Here is a 19311-nt window from a genome sequence, read left to right on the forward strand (position 1 = left end):
TCAGCGCGCGATGATCAACGGGTGGCCGCGTTCCGGGTGCTGGTGAATCAGCACCTCCAGGCCATACACCGCCGCCAGCGCCTCGGCGGTCAACACCTCTGCCGGTGGGCCGTAGGCGTGGGGCAGGCCCTGTTGCAACAACAGTAGTTGATCGCAGTAACGTGCGGCGAGGTTGAGGTCGTGCAGGATCACCAGCACCGCTGCCCCGCGCTCGGCGAAGTCGCGCACGGCTTGCAAAATGGTGTGCTGGTGCAACGGATCAAGCATCGACGTCGGTTCGTCGAGCAGCAGGGTTTGCCCTTCGGCCCCCGGCCAGAGTTGAGCGAGCACCCGCGCCAGATGCACGCGCTGGCGTTCGCCGCCGGACAGGGCCAGATAGCTGCGCCCGGCAAGATGAAGCGCATCGGCCGCTGAAAGCGCCTCGGCGACGATTTCGGCATCGCGCACGCGGCCGCTGGCGTGAGGCAAGCGCCCCATGCCCACGACTTCATTGACCGAGAACGCAAAGTTCAGGCTCGAACTCTGCGGCAGCACAGCCAGGCGCCTGGCCCGTTCCTGACCCGGCCAGTCGGCGAGTGGACGCTCATCGAGGCTGACCGTGCCTTCGCTGGTTGGCAGTTCGCCGCACAAGGCGGCGAGCAGGGTGCTTTTGCCGGCGCCGTTCGGTCCCAGCACGCCGAGCACTTCGCCGGGGCGCAATTGGATATCGATGTTCGCCAGTACCGTGCGGTTGCCACGACGTACCAGCAAGTTGTTTGCCCGCAGCATCAGGAACGCCCTCGTACCAGCAGATAAAGAAAGAACGGCGCGCCGATCAGTGCGGTCACGATGCCGATCGGCAATTCGGCCGGCGCCAACAGCAGGCGCGCGGCCAGATCGGCAAGCAACAGCAGGCTGGCACCGGCCAGTAACGAAGCAGGCAGCAACACCCGGTGATCCGGGCCGACCAGCAGGCGCATCAGATGCGGCACTACCAGACCGATAAAGCCGATCAGGCCGGCCGCCGCGACTGCCGCGCCGACGCCAAGCGCCGTGCACAGCACCAGCTCAAGCTTGATCCGCTCGATGTCGAAGCCCAGATGACGGGCCTCCGACTCACCCAGCAGCATCGCGTTGAGCGCCGCCGCGCGACGTGGCAACCACAACGCCACGCCCAGGGTGACGATCAGCAACGGCCACAGGCGCGGGTAGCTGGCACCGTTGAGGCTGCCCAGGTTCCAGAACGTCAGGGTGCGCAAGGTCGCATCATCGGCCAGGTAGGTGAACAGCCCGACCCCGGCACCGGCCATGGCCGTCATCGCCACACCCGCCAACAGCATGGTGGCAACGTCGGTTTGCCCGTCGCGGCGACCGAAGCGATACACCACTGCCGTCACGATCAAGCCACCGGCGAAGGCGCTGACCGACAGCAGATAAGGTTCGATCGCCGGCGGCAAGCCACCGAGCAGGCTGCCGCCGACGATGGCAAGGGCGGCACCGAGCGCAGCACCACCCGAGACGCCAACCAGACCCGGATCGGCCAAGGGGTTGCGGAACAATCCCTGCATCGCCACGCCGGACAACGCCAGTACCGAACCCACGGCGATGCCAAGCAGACTGCGCGGCAGGCGAATCTGCCCCAGGATCAGCTCCGCCTGTTGCGTGTCGCCACCTTCCAGCGGCAACCCCAGCAGACGCATCCCGGCCTGCAAGGTATCGCCCAGCGGCAGGCTGACCGGCCCGAGGGCCAGGGACAGCCAGAACACCAGCACCAGCAACAGCAGCAAAAAGATCAAGGTCGGACGCGGCCGAAAAATGGCCGTCATGGGGTGATCCCGGCGGTCTGCGCTTTGGCGTCCGGGTAGAACGCCGGGGGCAGTCGGGTCTGGGCATTGGCGATGGCCATCTGGCTGACGAGCACGCTGGCACAGGCCGGCAGTGTTTTCATACGCATCGGGACTATTCCTTAGCCGATCAGAGTGGTGGCGGTTTCAGGCAGGGCACGCCAGTCGTCACGCTCAGGGATGCCCGGCTTGCGCACGCCGAACAACGGGATCACCCGTTCGCCTTCGGCATCGAAACCTTCGTAGCGGGTGATGATGCCATCGACGCATGGCTTACGCACACGCCACTGTTTGGTCACATCACAGGTTTTGCGCGGCGAGGGTGGCCAGGTTGAGGTGTTCTGTGGCCCCAGGGTCGCTGCGCACAGAGTCATGAGCATCAGCTGCAGAAAACTGAGGGAAGAGAAGGACCGGCGGATCACCATCAACGCTATTGCGGATTAATGACCGTCCGGTTTCGCCGTGCCTCCGGTCGTAAAACCGCGCAACGGAACGGGCGGTGCCTAGACTTTCTGTTTGATCAGCCTTGGGGGGAGCCTGTCGGTCAACTTGCACCTGCGGTGCGCGGACAAGACAACCAGAGGTTCAATCATGACAACTCAATCGATAGATACCGAACAGATCAACCTGGTGGTACGCCAATACGTGGAGGGCATGGTCTTCGCCGATGAAGCGTTGTTGCGGCAGGCCTTTCACCCGGACTGCCGCATCATCGGCCACTACCATAAAGAACTCGAATGGGCATCCCTGGATGACTTTGTCAGTGCCATCCAGACCGAAGGCCCGGCGCCTGCCGGTACGCAGCCGTTCTGGCAGATGATCAATCTTGATATCACCGGTGATGCTGCCGCGGTCAAAGTCATCGATGATTTTGCCGGGATGCGGTTTACCGATTATCTGTCGCTACTGAAGGTTGATGATCGATGGGTGATCATCAACAAACTTTATTACTTCCATGAGTAACGCGGCTTTCAGGCAGACGCCTGTCCTGCACGCCTATCATGAGAGAAACTTGTGATCATCAATATTAAAATGAGTTTGTCTCACCCATGGGCAACTGTCGACAATAGCTCCCATCAAACGCATTGGAGTTATTTGACATGGCTGTTGCCCATTCTCTTGGATTTCCGCGCATTGGCCGCGACCGTGAACTGAAAAAGGCCCAAGAGGCGTTCTGGAAGGGCGAGCTGGACGAAGCCGGTCTGCGCGCCGTTGGCCGTGACCTGCGCAAGACCCATTGGGACTTGCAGAAAAAGGCCGGGATCGAGCTGTTGCCGGTCGGCGACTTCGCCTGGTACGACCAGGTCCTGACCCACTCGTTGATGTTCGGTGTGATCCCGGAGCGTTTCCGCCCGCACGATGGCAAGGCCAGCCTGCAAACCCTGTTCGGCATGGCTCGCGGTGTGAGCGACAGCTGCTGCGGCGGCGCGCACGCCCAGGAAATGACCAAGTGGTTCGACACCAACTATCACTACCTCGTCCCTGAGTTCAGTGCCGACCAGCAGTTCCAGCTCGGCTGGGATCAACTGTTCGAAGAAGTCGAAGAAGCCCGGGCGTTGGGTCACAACGTCAAGCCCGTCATCATCGGCCCGTTGACGTACCTGTGGCTGGGCAAGGCCAAGGGCGCCGGGTTCGACAAGCTCGAACTGCTCGAACGCCTGCTGCCGCTGTACGGCCAGATCTTCCAGCGTCTCGCCGCACAAGGCGTTGAGTGGGTGCAAATCGACGAGCCGATCCTGGTGCTCGATCTGCCACAAGAATGGAAAAATGCCTTCGAACGCGCCTACAACCTGATTCAGCGCGATCCGCTGAAGAAGCTGGTCGCCACTTACTTCGGCGGTCTGGAAGAGAACCTGGGCCTGGCCGCCAATCTGCCGGTGGACGGTTTGCACATCGATCTGGTGCGTGCGCCTGAACAGTACCCGACCATCCTCGATCGCCTGCCGGCCTACAAGGTTCTGTCGCTGGGCATAGTCAACGGCCGTAACGTCTGGCGCTGCGATCTGGAAAACGCCCTGGCCACCCTGCAACACGCTCACGAGCGTCTGGGTGATCGCTTGTGGGTCGCGCCATCCTGCTCGCTGCTGCACAGCCCGGTCGACCTGGGTCGTGAAGACAAGCTCGATGCCGAACTGAAAAGCTGGCTGGCGTTTGCCGTGCAGAAGTGTGAAGAAGTCGCGGTGCTGGCCCAGGCGGTCAACGAGCCGGAAGCGCCGAAGGTGCTCGAAGCGTTGACCCAAAGCCGTGCCGTCCAGACAAGCCGTGGCGCGTCGCCACGCATCCACAAACCGGCCGTTCAGGCACGGGTTGCGGCGATCACCGCCCAGGACAGCCAGCGTCAGTCGCTGTTTGCCCAGCGTATCGAGAAACAGCGCGCTGGCTTGAACCTGCCACTGTTCCCGACCACCACCATCGGTTCGTTCCCGCAAACCGCGTCGATTCGCCTGGCGCGCCAGTCGTTCAAGCAAGGCAAGCTGACCGAAGCCGAATACACCGAGGCGATGCACAGCGAGATTCGTCACGCCGTGCAAATTCAGGAGCGCCTGGGCCTGGACGTGCTGGTGCACGGTGAAGCCGAGCGTAACGACATGGTCGAGTATTTCGCCGAGCAACTCGACGGCTACATGTTCACCCGTTTCGGCTGGGTTCAGAGCTACGGTTCGCGCTGCGTGAAACCAGCGGTGATCTTCGGCGACCTGAGCCGTCCGAAAGCCATGACCGTCGAGTGGATCCGCTACGCCCAAGGCCTCACCGACAAAGTGATGAAGGGCATGCTGACCGGGCCCGTGACCATGCTGATGTGGTCGTTCCCGCGCGAAGATGTAAGCCGTGAAGTGCAGGCTCGTCAACTGGCCCTGGCGATTCGCGATGAGGTCGTGGACCTGGAAGCCGCCGGCATCCAGATCGTGCAGATCGACGAAGCCGCGTTCCGCGAAGGCTTGCCGTTGCGCCAGGCGCAGTGGCAGCACTACCTGGACTGGGCGACCGAAGTGTTCCGCCTGTGTGCATCCGGTGTGCGTGACGAAACCCAGATCCATACCCACATGTGCTACAGCGAGTTCAACGACGTGATCGAGTCCATTGCCGCCATGGACGCCGACGTGATCACCATCGAAACCTCGCGCTCGGACATGGAACTGCTGGACGCGTTCGAAGCCTTCGCCTACCCGAACGAAATCGGCCCTGGCGTGTACGATATCCACTCGCCACGGGTGCCGGACTCCTCGGAAATGGCCAACCTGCTGCGCAAAGCAGCCAAGCGAATTCCCGCCGACCGCCTGTGGGTCAACCCGGACTGCGGCCTGAAGACCCGTGGCTGGCCGGAAACCGAAGCGGCGCTGGTACACATGGTCAACGCTGCGCGTCAACTGCGTAAAGAATGGGCCTGACGCTTTACTGAGTGCGCCACCGAAACTTGTGGGAGCGAGCTTGCTCGCGATGACGGCACCACAGCCACCAACCAAGTGACCGCCTGACCGCTATCGCGAGCAGGCTCGCTCCCACCTGTGTTTTGCGCCGTGACAAGCATTGCTGTGCGCCACCAACACCAGTGGGAGCGAGCCTGCTCGCGATGACGGCACCACAGCCACCAACAAAGTGACCGCCAGACCGCTATCGCGAGCAAGCTCGCTCCCACCTGTGTTTTGCGCCGTGGCAAGTATTGCTGTGCGCCACCAACACCTGTGGGAGCGAGCCTGCTCGCGATGACGGCATCACAGCCACCAACAAAGTGACTGCCAGACCGCTATCGCGAGCAAGCTCGCTCCCACCTGTATTTTGCGCTATGGCAAGCATTGCTGTGCGCCACCAACACCTGTGGGAGCGAGCCTGCTCGCGATGACGGCATCACAGCCACCAACCAAGTGACTGCCAGACCGCTATCGCGAGCAAGCTCGCTCCCACCTGTATTTTGCGCCGTGGCAAGTATTGGCGTGCACCACCAACACCTGTGGGAGCGAGCCTGCTCGCGATGACGGCACCACAGCCACCAACCAAGTGACCGCCAGACCGCTATCGCGAGCAAGCTCGCTCCCACCTTTGTTTTGCGCCGTGACGAGCATTGCTGTGCGCCACTGACACCTGTGGGAGCGAGCTTGCTCGCGAAGACGGCATCACGGCCACCAATAAAGCGACTGCCAGATCACTATCGTGTTAGCGCCGCGGTTCGGCCACCAACAGCAACGACTGTGGTACAGGGCTTTGCGGGTGCTGCGGCTCCTGCAGGCCGGCCAGTGCAAAACCGGCCATGTCCAGCGCATTGAACCAACTGGACAAGGTTCGGTAATACCACGGCATGGGCTGCCACTGCCCCTTGAACCCGGCGAAGGTCTCTTCCCGCCAACCATCCTGATAGTCGCCTGCTGCCGCCGTCCACGGATGCAGCGTCTGGATCACCAGCGCACCGCCGGGGGTGAGCAGGGCGTTCATGGCGGCGAGCAGAGGGATGATGTCCTGATGCAGCAGGGCAAAATTGGCGCAGATCAGGTTGTAGTCGTGGCCGATGTCGATTTTCGCTTCTACCAATGCTTCATAGCTCGCTACATGCACCGGCGACGAACCCGCCGCGCGCGCCGCCTCGACCAGCGTTGCGTCGCCATCCACTCCTGCCGCGTCAATGCCCCGTTCAGCCAGCGCTCGCAACAGCCAGCCCTCACCACAGCCCAGGTCGAGTACGCGTTCGGGTTGGCGACCGAGCACCGCCAGCAGGATGGCCTGGTCGGTGACCTTGAGGCGACTTTCAATGGTGCCCGTGCGGACGGCTTCGATCCAGGCGTGGGCGTTGTGGTGCCAGCTGTCGAGGAGGGTGGATTCGGGGGCGGGCATGTTGATGTCCGGCGTGGTGGGTTGGATGAAAGGATAGGGCAAGGGCTCCCATCATGCATTGTCTGATGTTAGCGGGATGTGCTGAATGGAGAGGGGCAGGTAGCCAGACGATTTAACGGCGGAGCCGGTATTATCCGGCACCACCGACAGCGCAGCGAAGGATGGACGCGTGGCTAGCCGCCTTTGGCGCTTGCCAGATGATAGGCAACCAACGCGTTAGCGTGGCCATGACCCATGCCGTGTTCGGTTTTGAGCCAAGCCACCATTTCCATGTGTTTTTTGTTGCTGACGGTTTTGAGCAGATCCAGCCAGTGGGTGATCGGCTGCCCATACTTTTTTTCAATTGACGGGAAGTACGAAGCCGGTCCTTTCGTTTTTGTCTCTTCGGTCATGATGCAAACTCCCTTTTCGATTTTCCAGGTTCGAAAGCAGCGCCGGTTACGTTACTGATTTGCCGTCAGTGAGTCCATCGTCCGGGCGGTCGATGTTGTAGGCATGCCTGGGATACAGCTGGACACCCCGGAGCACGTCGTTCTCAGTCATTCATCCCGCCACCCATTGACGCAGCGACTGCCTGCCGCGTGATTGAGCATCACGCGGCAGGCGGTTTCGCCAGCTCGATCCCCGCGGCACCCAGCCGCTTGAGAATTTCAAACAGCAGCTCGCTTTTGATCGCGCCGACCGTGCGTGGGCTGCCGACATAACCGGTGATGGTCAACGTGATGCCTTCAGGTTTCAGCTGACTGAAGCGCAAAAATGGCACTGGCTTATCCAGAATGGATTCGTGTTCGGTGAAGGTGTCGTACAGCAGGTTTTGTACTTGCTCCGGGTCGATGTCCAGCGGGAACATCAGTTCGAGTATCACCACACCCTGGGCGCTGCCGCCGAGGGTGACGTTGCGCAGGTTCTGCGAAATCAGGTGGGAGTTGGGCACGATCATGATCGAGCGGTCGGCGAGTTGTATTTCCGTGGCCCGCACGTTGATCCGGCGAATGTCGCCTTCCACGCCACTGATGCTGATCAGGTCGCCGACTTTCACCGGGCGCTCGGTCAGCAGGATCAGACCGGAGATGAAGTTCTTCACGATCTCCTGAAGGCCAAAGCCGATACCTACCGAAAGGGCACTGACGATCCAGGCCAGGTTGGTCCACTTGATCCCCAGCGACGACAGCGTGAGCAGGACGACGGACACATAACCGATGTTGGCAAACAGGGTGCTCAGCGAGGCGCACATGCCGGGGTCCATCTCGGTTTTCGGCAGGAACTCGCTATCCAGCCAGCGCCGCAATGAGCGGATCAGGTAGATGCCGATCACCAGGGCCAGGATGGCATTCACCAGGTTGTCCGGGACGATGTTCAGTTTGCGCAGCCCTTCGCCGCCGAGAATGGCCACGGTGTTGGTGGCCAGTTGACCGAGCGTCGTACCCACACCGCCGACAAACAAGGCAATGACACCGATCAGCAGGAGGATGGCGCGGCCAGCCCCGGACAGCACGGTGCAGATCTGTTCCAGGCGTGGATTACCGATGCCCAGTAGCTGCTTGATGGCCTTGCCGGCAGGTTGCCTGGGCGAAAAAAGGTAGTCGCAAGTGTCTTGGTAGACCTGTGTGAGCAGGTAGAAACCGGCGAAGATGATGAATATCCAGACCATTTCGTAGGTGATGAATCGGGCCATCGTCACGTAGCCGATCAGCAGGGCGAACAGGGACACCACCACGGCAACGCCGGCAAAGGTATAAATCAGGCCGGCGAAAGTGGTGACGCCCTCGGGGACTTCTCCGGCCGCTATCATTTCCTGGCGAGTCTTGCTGACGCGCAACAGGAGCGCGCCGATCACCAGAGCAGCGACCAACGCCACGATACCGCGACCGAACAGCACCACTTCGGCGCTCATGCCGGTGACATTGCTCAACTGTACCAGTGTCACCAGCACCAGCAGCAGGCTTGCCAACAGTCTGGAATAGGGCGCCATCGCCAGCGCTACCGGATCGGAAATATCGGGCAGGCGCCACGAAGGATGTTGGGTCGACAGCAACGCGCGGCTCAATCCGGTGATCAGCACGCAGGTATAGGCAAGCTTTTCCAGGTATTGCGTCAGTTCGGCCAGCAGCGGGGTGTAGGGCAGTTGGCGGGTCGCGGCAAAATGCAGCAGTTGCAGGGCCGCGCCGGCGGTCAGCACCGTCGCCATTACCGAGGCCAGCGCAAGGGAGCTGCGTCGTAACCGACCTTCAGGCATTCGATGAAAGCACAGCCACGCCAGACCCCGGTTGGCGAGCGGTCGACCCACGGTCCATATGGCCAGCGCCAGCATTAGCAGGGTGGCCGTGAACATGCGTTGTCCGGGTTGCCAGGCGGCCCGGTGCGTGGCCTCGAGTTGCTGGATGACGCTGCTGAAACGTCGGCGGTCATCGGCAGGAAAATCGAACAATGGCGACCAGAAACGCGGGTTCAAGATGCTGTCGGTCTGCTGGGTTACCTCCGCCTCCAGCAGGGTGCGGCGAATACTGGCAATCTGGGTGATCAGCTCGGCGGCACTTGTTTTCAGCGCGGCCAGGGTTTTGATTTGGCTATCGATCCTGTTTTTTTGCTCGCCGAGGGCGTCTCGTTGGGCGGTAATGGCCGACGTCACCAATGCGTTCTCGTCGTGTGGCACTGGCCCCAACACATTGAGTTGTGCCTGCAACTGCTCCTGTCCGGGCAACAGCGATGTGGACTGGCGATCAATATCCTGGATGAGTACCTGGACCAGGCCCTGTGAGCTTTCCAGTTGAGTGTAATTGCTGGCCTGGGAAACCTGCTGCTTGAGGCTGTTCAGCCGGTTTTGCAACCCCAGTAGATCGCTGTCGGAGATGCTGATGACCGGGGTTGTGGTGGTGGGAGCAAGGGTGTCGGCCACGGGCGCCGCCAACAGCCATCCCGGGCTCGCCGCCAGAAGCGCGAAGGCGACGTAAATCACTGACTTCAATACATTGAACATCGGCGTGCTCGACGGGTTGTTAGTCACTTAGCCAATGAGGTTAGGTCATGACACGCATCCTCGAGCATTGTTTTGCCGCAAGTGCCCCGGGTGGTTTGCGCTCAGGCGTTACTCATGCTGTTGCCGCGCAGGGAAAAACAGTTCGAAGCAGGTGATGCCGTCGGCACTGCTGACGTTGCAGGCACCGTTGTGCAATTGCATGATCGTCGCCACGATCGACAGGCCCAGGCCATTGGATTGGGCCGAGCGTTCGCGGGACTCGTCGACCCGGTAGAAACGTTCGAACAACCGTGGCAGATGCTGGGGCGCGATGGTCGGGCCGTGGTTGCGCACTTGCACCTGGATGCCGTCGGCGGTCGGGTTGGCGTGGATGCACAGCTCGGAATGCGGGGCGCCGTACTTGATGGCGTTGGCGCACAGGTTGGCCAATGCCCGACGCAACAGCATCGGCTCGGCCCAGATCAAGCCGCTGCCCCGGGCATTGATGCAGATGCCGACGTCGGTCGCCGGGCCTTCGAAATAATCGGCCATGCGTTGCATTTCGTCGGCGGCATCCAGCTCCTGACGCTGGCGCAAGGCACTGCGCGGATCGGTGCGGGCCAGGAACAGCATGTTGTCGAGCATGCGCGCCAGGCGCTCGAGTTCTTCGACATTCGAGGCCAACAGCTGCTGATAGGCGTCGGTACTGCGGTTCTGCTGCAAGGCCACCTGGGTTTCGCCGAGCAGGTTGTTGATCGGCGTGCGCAGCTCGTGGGCCATGTCGGTCGACACCTGGCCCAGTTGTATGAAGCCTTTGTCCAGGCGGTCGAGCATGGCGTTGAAGGCGTCGATCATCGGCAACAGTTCCAGCGGCGCGCCCTGGCTGTCGAGGCGTTCGTTGAGGTTGCCGACGTCGATACTCTGGGTATGGCGGGCCAGGCGCCGCACGGGCAATAGGCCGCGATGCACCAGCACATAACCGGACAGCGCCAGCAGAATCGCCGCGACACTGGCGAACAGGTAGACATTGAACCGGTAGTCGGCGAGCACGGCGGTGCGCTCGGTCATCAGGCGCCCGGTCACCACTTGCAGGCTGCCCAGATCACCCGAGTCGATGGTTGCCGCCAAGGCGGAAAACGGCACGCCATTGACGTTGGGCAAATGCTGCACGTCGTCCAGGGTCAGCCGATGATCCATGGCCACCGGGGTCAGCACCGGCATTTTCAGGTTGCCCGGGTTGACCACCAGCAATGGCGGTTGCCCAGGGGTGCCAATAGTCAGCAGGGCCTCGCGGTTGCCCATCATGTTCTGGAACAGCGCCGGCTTGGCCTTGATCAGGTCCAGGGTGTTGCTGTCGTTGAGGAAAGTACGCAACTGGTCGATGCGGGTGATCAGGGCAATGTCGTCGCGCCGGATCAACTCGCGTTCCAGGTCGCGGTACAGCGCCACGCCAAGCAGCGCCAGCGAGACAAACGCCAGCAGGGCAAACACCAGTGCCAGACGCAGGGTCAGGGAGTGGCTGAGGCGGGTGGCGGATTGCAGCGGCGTCATTGCATTCATGGGGGCATTCAGGGTTGAGTATCGAAGCGGTAGCCGATGCCGCGCACGCTGTGGATCAACTTGAGCGGGAACGGATCATCGATTTTCAGGCGCAGGCGGCGCACCGCGACATCGACGACATTGGTGTCGCTGTCGAAATTCATGTCCCAGACTCGCGAGGCGATCATCGAGCGTGACAACACTTCGCCCTGATGCGTGGCGAACAGGTGCAACAGGGCAAATTCCTTGTTGGTCAGGGTGATGCGGTTGCCGGCGCGGCTGACGCGACGCTTGAGCACATCGATCTGCAGGTCGTCGACGTGCAGGTGTTCATCTTCCCGGGTAGGACCGCGTCGGGTCAGGGTGCGCAGGCGCGCCACCAGTTCGGCGAAGGAGAAGGGTTTGATCAGGTAATCGTCGGCGCCCAGTTCGAGGCCTTTGATGCGGTCGGCGATGTCATCCCGGGCAGTGAGGAACAGCACCGGCGTATCGGCTTCCTTGCGCAAGCGGCGCAGGACTTCCCAGCCATCCATCTTCGGCATCATCACGTCCAGCACGATCACGTCGAAATCGTGTTCCAGGGCCAGGTGCAGGCCATCGACGCCGTCCCGCGCCAGGCTCACGGTGTATCCGAGTTCCTGCAGGCCGTTGAGCAGGTAATTGCCGGCCTTGGGTTCGTCTTCGACTACGAGGATATTCATGGAAATCTGCCTGATTCGGTCGGGCTACAGGGGCAAGCCAGTGGCGCAAGTGTAGCCCGGCCAGTCGTGAATACAGGCATCCGGTCAATTCTCGCCAATACAACCTACGCCCTGGACCCGATAGTCCAGCTGGTGCTCGCGACCCTGGTGGTCGAGGTAGTTGAACTGCGCCGGAACGATACCGCACTTGCCGGAAAGGTCGGTCATGGACAGCACTTTGGCCACATCCACCGGCACATAAAAACCGTCTTTGTCGTGGATGACCGGCGAGGTGGACTGGGTGGCGGCAAACGCCGAACCGGTGGCGAGCAGGGCGGCAAAACCCGCGATCAACATTTTCATGACGAATCTCTCTCTACAAGGGCAGGGTGGCTGCCGGTGGTTGGCCTGACAGTGAGTTCAGGCTAACGAAGTGATCCGGACAGGCGACCAACAGCTCGATTACAAAGTTGTAATGAATGGATGGCAGGAGCACCCAGGTCCCTGTGGGAGCGGGCTTGCTCGCGAAGGCGGCGTATCAGCCAACATCAATGTTGAATGTGATGGCCTCTTCGCGAGCAAGCCCGCTCCCACAGGGGGTTGCAGCGCCATAAAACAGATCAACCCGCGGATCCATGGCCTAAGCTTGTTCGCAGGCCCATGTTCATCGAACACCTCGATGGGAAAACGGCACCTATAAAAACAATGCAATCAGGAGATGCCCATGTCCGCTTTGATCCGTCGTTTCAGTCGCTGCATGGCCGCCGGTTTGACCGCTGCCGTGCTTGTTGCACCGGCCTTCGCGCTGGATACCGTGAAATTCATGGCCCCGGGTTCAGTGGGCGGTGGGTATGACCAGACTGCCCGGGTGCTGGGCAAGGCGATGGTCGAAGCCAATACGGCCAAGGCCGTGACCTTCGAGAACAAGGGCGGCGCGGGCGGGACCCTGGGCCTGGCGCAATTTGCCAACAGCACCAAGGGCGATCCGAATGCGCTGTTGGTGGTCGGGGCAATCATGGTCGCGGGCATCGAACAGAACAAACCGCAGATCAGCCTGAAGGATGTGACGCCCATTGCCCGGCTGTTCACCGAGTACAACGTGATCGCCGTGCGCAAGGAGTCTGAATACAAGACCCTCGATGACCTGATCAAGGCCTTCAAGGCCAATCCGACGAGCATCACCTGGGGCGGCGGCTCCAAGGGCTCGGTGGATCACATCGGCATCGCCGAGCTGGCGGGCAAGCTGGATGTGCCGGTCAACAAGGTCAACTACGTGGCCTTTGGCGGGGGTGGCGAGGTGGTTGCCCAGGCGCTGGGCGGGCAGCTCAAGGTGATCACCGGCGGTTACGCCGAGTTGGGCCAATACATCAAGACCGGCCAGTTCCGTGTCTTGGCCATCGGCGCGCCGGAGCGCGTTCCCGGCATTGAAGCACCGACCCTCAAGGAGAGCGGCTATGACGTGACGATTGGCAACTGGCGCGGCGTTTACGGTGCAGCGGGCCTCACCCCGCAGCAGCGTAAAGAGGTGATCGACGCGGTCGTGGCCGCCAGCAACAGCAAGGTCTGGCAGGACAATATCCAGACCAACGCCTGGACGCCCAGCGTGCTGACCGGCGATGAGTTCGGCAAATTCGTCGAGGAAGAACACGTGCGATTGCGCGCCATGCTGGTCAAGGTCGGGCTGATTTGAGATGGCCACACTGCGCGCAGTGGTACCGACGCAATTGGCGGTCGGCATCGGCCTGATCGCCATCAGCGTCGTGTTGGCGATGGGCGCCAACCGTTTTCCGCCGGAAATGGGGTTCGTCATCCTCCCGGCGTACGTTTATCCCTATGTCGTGGCGGCGTTTCTGGGGGCAGTGGGGCTGCTGCTGGGGTATCAGGCCATCAGTGGCGGCTTTCGCGAGCTGGATAACGATGCCGTCATGGTGTCCGGTGGAAAAACCGGTGCGGCCTGGGTGACCGCGGGGCTTGTCGGGGTGGCGGTGCTGATCAACCTGATCGGTTTTGTGCTGGCCGCCGGGTTGCTGTTTGCCTGTTCGGCGCGGGGTTTTGGCAGCCGTCATCCCGTGCGGGACCTGGCCATCGGCATTGCCTTGACCCTGCCGATCTACTGGCTGTTCAACGCCGGCCTGGGGGTTTCCCTGCCGCCGCTGATCAACGTCTGGATTTGAAGGGAGCTCGACACCGTGGACATTCTTTCAAGCCTGGCGATGGGTTTTTCCTCGGCACTGACGCCGATCAATCTGATGTGGGGTTTCATCGGCTGCCTGCTCGGCACCGCCATCGGCGTGTTGCCGGGGATCGGTCCGGCGCTGACGGTGGCCCTGTTGTTGCCGATCACTGCCAAGGTCGACCCCACTGGCGCCTTGATCATGTTCGCCGGTATCTATTACGGCGCGCAGTTCGGTGGCTCCACCACCTCGATCCTGCTTAACACGCCCGGTGAATCGTCTTCCATGGTCACGGCCCTGGAAGGCAACCTCATGGCCCGCAACGGCCGGGCCGGACCTGCGCTGGCAACGGCGGCGATAGGCTCCTTCGTGGCTGGCACCATCGCGACGATATTGCTGACGTTGTTCGCGCCCATCGTGGCCAGGCTGGCACTGAATTTCGGCCCGACCGAGTACTTCGCGATCCTGGTGTTGTCGTTCACCACCGTGTCGGCCGTGCTCGGAGCTTCGATGCTGCGCGGGTTCGCTTCGCTGGGTGTCGGGTTGACCATCGGTTTGATCGGACTGGATTCGACCTCGGGTATTGCCCGCTACACGTTGGGCGTTCCCGAACTGGTGGACGGTATCGAGGTGGTGCTGGTAGCGGTCGGCCTGTTCGCGGTGGGCGAGGCCTTGTACAGCTTGCTCTATCAAGCGGAATCAAACGAAGGCCGGCATCGCCTGACCTCGTTGTGGATGACCCGCGCCGACTGGAAACGCTCGGTGCCCGCGTGGCTTCGGGGCACGCTGATCGGTTTTCCGTTTGGCTCGATTCCGGCCGGTGGCGCCGAAATCCCGACCTTTCTGTCCTATTCCACCGAGCGCAAGCTCAGCAAGTACCCCAAGGAGTTTTCCGCCAACAAGGGCGAGGGTGCCATCGAGGGCGTCGCCGGCCCGGAAGCGGCCAACAACGCCAGCGCGACCGGGTCTTTGGTGCCGTTGCTGACCCTGGGCATCCCGACGTCCGCCACCGCCGCGATCCTGTTGGCGGCGTTCCAGAACTACAACCTGCAACCGGGGCCGATGCTGTTCGAAACTTCCGCCGAACTGGTCTGGACGCTGGTGGCCTCGCTGTATATCGGCAACGTGATTCTGCTGGTGTTGAACTTGCCGCTGGTGGGCCTGTGGGTCAAGCTGTTGCAAATTCCCCGGCCGTACCTGAACGCCGGCATCCTGGTCTTCGCCACCATCGGCGTGTACGGCATGCGCCACTCATCCTTCGACCTGATACTGATGTTGGCGATTGGCTGGGGCGGGGTGTTGATGCGGCGTTTCGACTTCCCCGTCGCCCCGGTGATCGTCGGTATGCTGCTGGGGCCGATGGCCGAGAAACAACTGCGCAACGCCTTGTCCATCGGCCAGGGCGACTGGACGGTGTTCGTCACGCAACCGATCTCGGCGTTTTTCCTCGCCCTGACGCTGCTGGTGCTGGTGGTGCCGCATGTGTTGCATAAGCGCGGCATCAAGTTGCATGAGGATGATTGAGGAATCCCTGTGGGAGCGGTGTGTCAGTGAAATAATTGTCAACTGATCCGACGCCTTCGCGGGCAAGTCGGATCGCCGCACCGCCGCTCCCACAGGGTTAGTGGGTGTACGCAGTATTCGTGAACTACAGAAATTACTGTGGGAGCGGGCTTGCCCGCGAAGGCGGTGTGTCAGTCGACATTGATGTTGAATGTGAAGGCGATCATGCAGTGGTTTGCGCGGTGAACCATTGCATGACCTGCGCACACGCCGGATGCGATGCCGCCGAGGGTTGCAGGCACAGCGAGTAAATCCCCCGGGTCTTCAACGGTTCGCCGAACGGAATCACCAGTTCGCCGCGCTGTATCGACTCGCCCGCCAGGGTCATGTCGGTCATCGCCACCCCCAGCCCCCGCGCGGCGGCATCGAGTGCCAGTTCGTCGAGGTTGAAGGGGATGTGCCGATAGTCGTTCAACGACTTGCCGCCGTTGGCGGACAACCAGTCCTGCCAGTCATGCTGATCGCTTGAGCGATGCAGCAATGCGAACCCCGACAGATCCTCCAGCGAAGCCAATGGCCGGGCCGGGGTGCCCAGGCCTGGCGCACACACGGGCACCAACGCTTCTTCGAACAGGGTCAGGCAATCGGGCGCTGTGGCCGGCTCGGGCAGGTAAAGGATATAGGCATCGCTGTCACTGGCCGGCTCAACCACTTCGGTGGCCACGGTTTCAATTGCCAGGGATACGTCCGGGTGATGCCGGTAGAAATCGCTCAGTTTGGGCAGCAACCAGCGCACCGCCAGTGACACGTGCATGCGAATGCGGAACGGGCGTTTTTGCGGCGCGAGTCGGTCTTCGAGGGTCCGCAACTGTTCGAGGATGCTGCGGGCGCTGGCCAGAACCTGTTCGCCCTCCGCGGTCAGTTGAATGCTGCGGCTGCTCCTGACAAACAGCGGCATGCCAAAGTGGCTCTCCAGTTGCTGGATTTGTCGGCTCACGGCGCTCTGGGTCAGGCAGAGCTTTTGCGCCGCTTGCGTGAAGCTGCCTGACCCGGCGACTTCGACCAAGGCTTGCAAGCCCTGTAGCGAGGGCGCGTGGCGAATCTTATCCATGCGTTTTCAGAATGCCTCGATGATTTAATAACGTTGGTTGTCTTTGTATGGGCCCTTTAGATTCTAGCCATGGTGACCGTCGCCGCAAAGAGCTCATGCGAATCATGCATGCACTGCTGCTTTGAAACGAGACGGTTCGCAGAACAAGAACCTGAGGTGACGCATGGAAAATATCTGTGGCTGGATTGCGCAAGCGGGGAGTTCACCCTTGCGCGAGCCGCTCAAAGGCACGCAGCAGGCCGACTGGCTGGTGATAGGTGCCGGCATCACCGGGCTGAGTGCCGCCCACACCCTGGCGCAAATGCATCCCCGGGCGCGCATCGTGGTCGTTGACCGGCAGCGGGCTGCGCAAGGCGCTTCGGCGCGCAATTCCGGTTTTGTGGTGGCCCATGAGCATCCCGCCGTTGGCGAATTGTCGGGCTGCGCCGGGTTCGCCGGGTATCAAGTGGATACGTCAATCGGCCGCGCAGCTGCCGACGAAGTCCGCAAGCAGATTGCCCGCCATGGCATCGAATGTGACTTCAGGGAATCGGGCTATTTCTTCGCCGTCAGCGATCCACGCAAGCTGACCCACGTCGAGGCCAGGTTGCAGACCCTGCGTGCCGTTGGCGCCAGCGCGCAGTTTCTGCAAGGCGAGGCGCTGAAGGAGAAACTCGGCACCCGGCACTACCGCGCCGCGATCTGGTGCGGTAACGGCAATGCGCTGCTGCAACCGGCGAAGTACGTGAGGGGCTTGCTCGATGCCTTGCCGCAGCAAGTGACGGTCTACGAGAACACCGATATCACAGGTCTTGAGCGCCTGGGCAACGGCCGAATTCGCGCCCGGGGCCAAAACGGCTGCGTTGAGGCCAAACAAATATTGGTCTGCCTGAACGCCTTTATCCCTCGCTCGGGTATCGATGACAGCGGCACCTTCGCGATGGAACTCAGCGCCAGCCTTACGCGGCCGCTCAGCGATCAAGAGTTTCAAGCGCTCGGAGCGCCAGCGTCCTGGGGCGTGCTGTCTACCCGACCGCTTGGTGCCACGGTGCGCCTGACCCCGGATCGCCGGGTGATGATCCGCAACACCGCGGAATACCGCTCCCGGGATTTGTCCCTGGACGAATTATCGGCCCGCCGCCAGCACCATGTGCTGGGATTGCAACGGCGTTTCCCGATGCTCGGCGAGCGGGACATTGAATACACCTGGACCGGACATCTCAGCGCTTCGCGTTCCGGGCAACCGTATTTCGGCAAAGTCGAGGAGGGCGTGTTTGCCGTGGCCGGGTGCAATGGCTCCGGAGTGGCGCGGGGCACGCTGTGGGGCCGCTTGCTGGCGGAACTGGCGTCGGGCGGTGATTCACCGTTGCTGCAATCGGTCATCGCCCGGGCACAGCCCGGCTGGCTGCCGCCCAAGCCGTTGCTCGACATCGGTGCCATGCTGCGTATGCGCGTGGAAACGGTCCGGGCCAGAAGCGAAATCTGAAAACACCCATTTCAAAACAAGAACAAAAGCACTTCCCATCGAAGGTGATTCAACATGCGCGTCAATACGCTTTCCCTTGTGGCCCTGATCTCGACGTTTTCCGCCGCCACCCATGCCGACGAAACCGTCAACATTTCCAACTGGAACGGCTACATCGCCGACGACACCCTGGTCAATTTCACCAAGGACACCGGGATCAAGGCGACCTACGACATCCACGACAGCAACGAAGTGCTGGAATCGAAGCTGATGACCGGCAATACCGGTTATGACGTGGTCAGCCCGTCGAACCACTTCCTGTCGCGCCTGATCAAGGCCGGTGCCATCCAGAAGCTCGACAAGAGCCAGCTGCCCAACTGGAAAAACCTCGACCCGGCGCTGATGAAGAAACTTGAGGTCAACGATCCGGGCAACCAGTACGGCTACCCCTATATGTGGGGCACGGCGGGCATCGGTTACAACGTGGAGAAAATCAAGGCGATTTTCGGCAACACCGATGTCACCCGTTCCTGGAGCCTGTTTTTCGACGAGAACAACATCAAGAAACTCAGCGAGTGCGGTGTGGCGATCATCGACAACCCGACGCAGATTCTGCCGATCACTCTCAATTACCTGGGCCTGCCACCCCACAGCCACGAACCGGCCGACTACAAGAAAGCCGAGCAGGCGTTGCTGAAGATCCGCCCATACGTTCAGTACTTCCACGCATCCAAGTACATCAGCGACCTGGCCAACGGCAACGTCTGCGCGGTGATCGGTTTCAACGGCGATATCGTGCAGGCCGCCGCCAGCGCCAGGGAGGCGAAAAACGGTATTGATATTGCCTACTCGATACCGGACGAAGGTTCCACGTTGTGGCTGGACATGGTGGTCATGCCCAAGAGCGCGCCACATGAGAAGAACGGCTACGCCTACATGAACTACTTGCTGGAGCCGAAGGTGATTGCCAACATCAGCAACAGCATCCATTACGCCAACCCCAACAGTGCGGCGGATGCCTTCGTCGATCCGGCGGTGAAGCAGGACCTGGCGATCTATCCGCCGAAAACCGTGATGGACAAGCTGTTCACCGTTGAGGACTTGCCCGCGGCCATCGCACGCCTCAGCACGCGCCTGTGGACCAAGCTGAAAACCAATACCTGACAGCGACGTCATGCGCGCATCGGTCACTGTAGGAGCGAGCCTGCTCGCGATGGCGTTATGTCAGACACCTATGATGTCGACTGACACTCCGCC

18 protein-coding genes are annotated in these 19311 nt (G+C 61.5%); 7 read left to right on the top strand and 11 right to left on the bottom strand.

Going from position 1 to position 19311, the window contains the following annotated elements; genetic code table 11:
• The 4 genes from AB4Z35_RS25380 to AB4Z35_RS25395 are packed head-to-tail and all read right to left on the bottom strand — an operon-like array spanning position 1 to position 2197.
• Positions 1–768, bottom strand: a complete 768-nt coding sequence (locus tag AB4Z35_RS25380) for a heme ABC transporter ATP-binding protein (RefSeq protein WP_442100077.1) — start codon at positions 766–768, stop codon at positions 1–3.
• Positions 768–1751 (bottom strand): FecCD family ABC transporter permease, encoded by a 984-nt coding sequence (locus AB4Z35_RS25385; RefSeq protein WP_442100093.1) that lies wholly within the window; start codon positions 1749–1751, stop codon positions 768–770. The genes AB4Z35_RS25380 and AB4Z35_RS25385 overlap by 1 nt, the downstream gene beginning before the upstream one ends.
• A 50-nt stretch (positions 1752–1801) precedes the next feature.
• Entirely contained in the window at positions 1802–1933 is a 132-nt protein-coding gene (locus AB4Z35_RS25390) for a hypothetical protein (protein WP_442100078.1), read from the bottom strand.
• 12 nt (positions 1934–1945) lie between these two features.
• Positions 1946–2197: a hypothetical protein gene (locus AB4Z35_RS25395; RefSeq protein ID WP_442100079.1), complete on the bottom strand. Its 252-nt coding sequence runs from the start codon at positions 2195–2197 to the stop codon at positions 1946–1948.
• 217 nt (positions 2198–2414) lie between these two features.
• On the opposite strand from AB4Z35_RS25395, the gene AB4Z35_RS25400 reads away from it, so the two are divergent.
• Positions 2415–2786 (top strand): nuclear transport factor 2 family protein, encoded by a 372-nt coding sequence (locus tag AB4Z35_RS25400; protein ID WP_442100080.1) that lies wholly within the window; start codon positions 2415–2417, stop codon positions 2784–2786.
• 137 nt (positions 2787–2923) lie between these two features.
• Positions 2924–5212 (top strand): 5-methyltetrahydropteroyltriglutamate--homocysteine S-methyltransferase, encoded by a 2289-nt coding sequence (gene metE, locus AB4Z35_RS25405; protein WP_442100081.1) that lies wholly within the window; start codon positions 2924–2926, stop codon positions 5210–5212.
• Between the two features lie 763 nt (positions 5213–5975).
• Here the strand turns inward: metE and AB4Z35_RS25410 are convergent.
• The 6 genes from AB4Z35_RS25410 to AB4Z35_RS25435 form a co-directional block, all read right to left on the bottom strand.
• Positions 5976–6647, bottom strand: a complete 672-nt coding sequence (locus AB4Z35_RS25410) for a class I SAM-dependent methyltransferase (protein WP_442100095.1) — start codon at positions 6645–6647, stop codon at positions 5976–5978.
• A gap of 173 nt (positions 6648–6820) precedes the next feature.
• Complete coding sequence (locus tag AB4Z35_RS25415; RefSeq protein ID WP_442100082.1) at positions 6821–7039, bottom strand: DUF4287 domain-containing protein; 219 nt, start codon at positions 7037–7039, stop codon at positions 6821–6823.
• Between the two features lie 200 nt (positions 7040–7239).
• Positions 7240–9624, bottom strand: coding sequence for a DUF3772 domain-containing protein (locus AB4Z35_RS25420; protein WP_442100083.1), 2385 nt, complete (start codon positions 9622–9624; stop codon positions 7240–7242).
• A gap of 108 nt (positions 9625–9732) precedes the next feature.
• The gene (locus tag AB4Z35_RS25425) at positions 9733–11163 is read right to left on the bottom strand and encodes a heavy metal sensor histidine kinase (RefSeq protein WP_008001320.1); all 1431 of its coding nucleotides are present in this window, start codon (positions 11161–11163) and stop codon (positions 9733–9735) included.
• 8 nt (positions 11164–11171) lie between these two features.
• Positions 11172–11843, bottom strand: a complete 672-nt coding sequence (locus tag AB4Z35_RS25430) for a heavy metal response regulator transcription factor (protein WP_008001318.1) — start codon at positions 11841–11843, stop codon at positions 11172–11174.
• A gap of 84 nt (positions 11844–11927) precedes the next feature.
• A complete protein-coding gene (locus AB4Z35_RS25435; RefSeq protein WP_442100084.1) occupies positions 11928–12185 on the bottom strand; it encodes a DUF2790 domain-containing protein in 258 nt (85 codons plus the stop codon).
• A 361-nt stretch (positions 12186–12546) separates the two neighbouring features.
• Between AB4Z35_RS25435 and AB4Z35_RS25440 the strand changes: the two genes are divergently transcribed.
• Genes AB4Z35_RS25440 through AB4Z35_RS25450 form a run of 3 tightly spaced genes read left to right on the top strand, consistent with a single transcriptional unit; the run spans position 12547 to position 15520 of the window.
• On the top strand, positions 12547–13512 hold the full coding sequence (locus tag AB4Z35_RS25440) for a Bug family tripartite tricarboxylate transporter substrate binding protein (protein WP_442100086.1): 966 nt from the start codon (positions 12547–12549) through the stop codon (positions 13510–13512).
• Between the two features lies 1 nt (position 13513).
• The gene (locus AB4Z35_RS25445; RefSeq protein ID WP_442100087.1) at positions 13514–13996 is read left to right on the top strand and encodes a tripartite tricarboxylate transporter TctB family protein; all 483 of its coding nucleotides are present in this window, start codon (positions 13514–13516) and stop codon (positions 13994–13996) included.
• Positions 13997–14011: 15 nt separating this feature from the next.
• Positions 14012–15520: a tripartite tricarboxylate transporter permease gene (locus AB4Z35_RS25450; protein ID WP_008004646.1), complete on the top strand. Its 1509-nt coding sequence runs from the start codon at positions 14012–14014 to the stop codon at positions 15518–15520.
• A 202-nt stretch (positions 15521–15722) separates the two neighbouring features.
• On the opposite strand, the gene AB4Z35_RS25455 is transcribed toward AB4Z35_RS25450, so the two are convergent.
• On the bottom strand, positions 15723–16610 hold the full coding sequence (locus AB4Z35_RS25455; RefSeq protein WP_442100089.1) for a LysR substrate-binding domain-containing protein: 888 nt from the start codon (positions 16608–16610) through the stop codon (positions 15723–15725).
• Between the two features lie 163 nt (positions 16611–16773).
• On the opposite strand from AB4Z35_RS25455, the gene AB4Z35_RS25460 reads away from it, so the two are divergent.
• Together AB4Z35_RS25460 and AB4Z35_RS25465 are read left to right on the top strand one after the other, a co-directional pair.
• Positions 16774–18075: an NAD(P)/FAD-dependent oxidoreductase gene (locus tag AB4Z35_RS25460; RefSeq protein ID WP_442100091.1), complete on the top strand. Its 1302-nt coding sequence runs from the start codon at positions 16774–16776 to the stop codon at positions 18073–18075.
• A gap of 54 nt (positions 18076–18129) precedes the next feature.
• Positions 18130–19218 (top strand): polyamine ABC transporter substrate-binding protein, encoded by a 1089-nt coding sequence (locus tag AB4Z35_RS25465; RefSeq protein WP_442100092.1) that lies wholly within the window; start codon positions 18130–18132, stop codon positions 19216–19218.
• Positions 19219–19311: the final 93 nt, after the last annotated feature.

It is taken from the genome of Pseudomonas sp. KB_15 (assembly GCF_052114525.1).
Lineage (GTDB): Bacteria > Pseudomonadota > Gammaproteobacteria > Pseudomonadales > Pseudomonadaceae > Aquipseudomonas.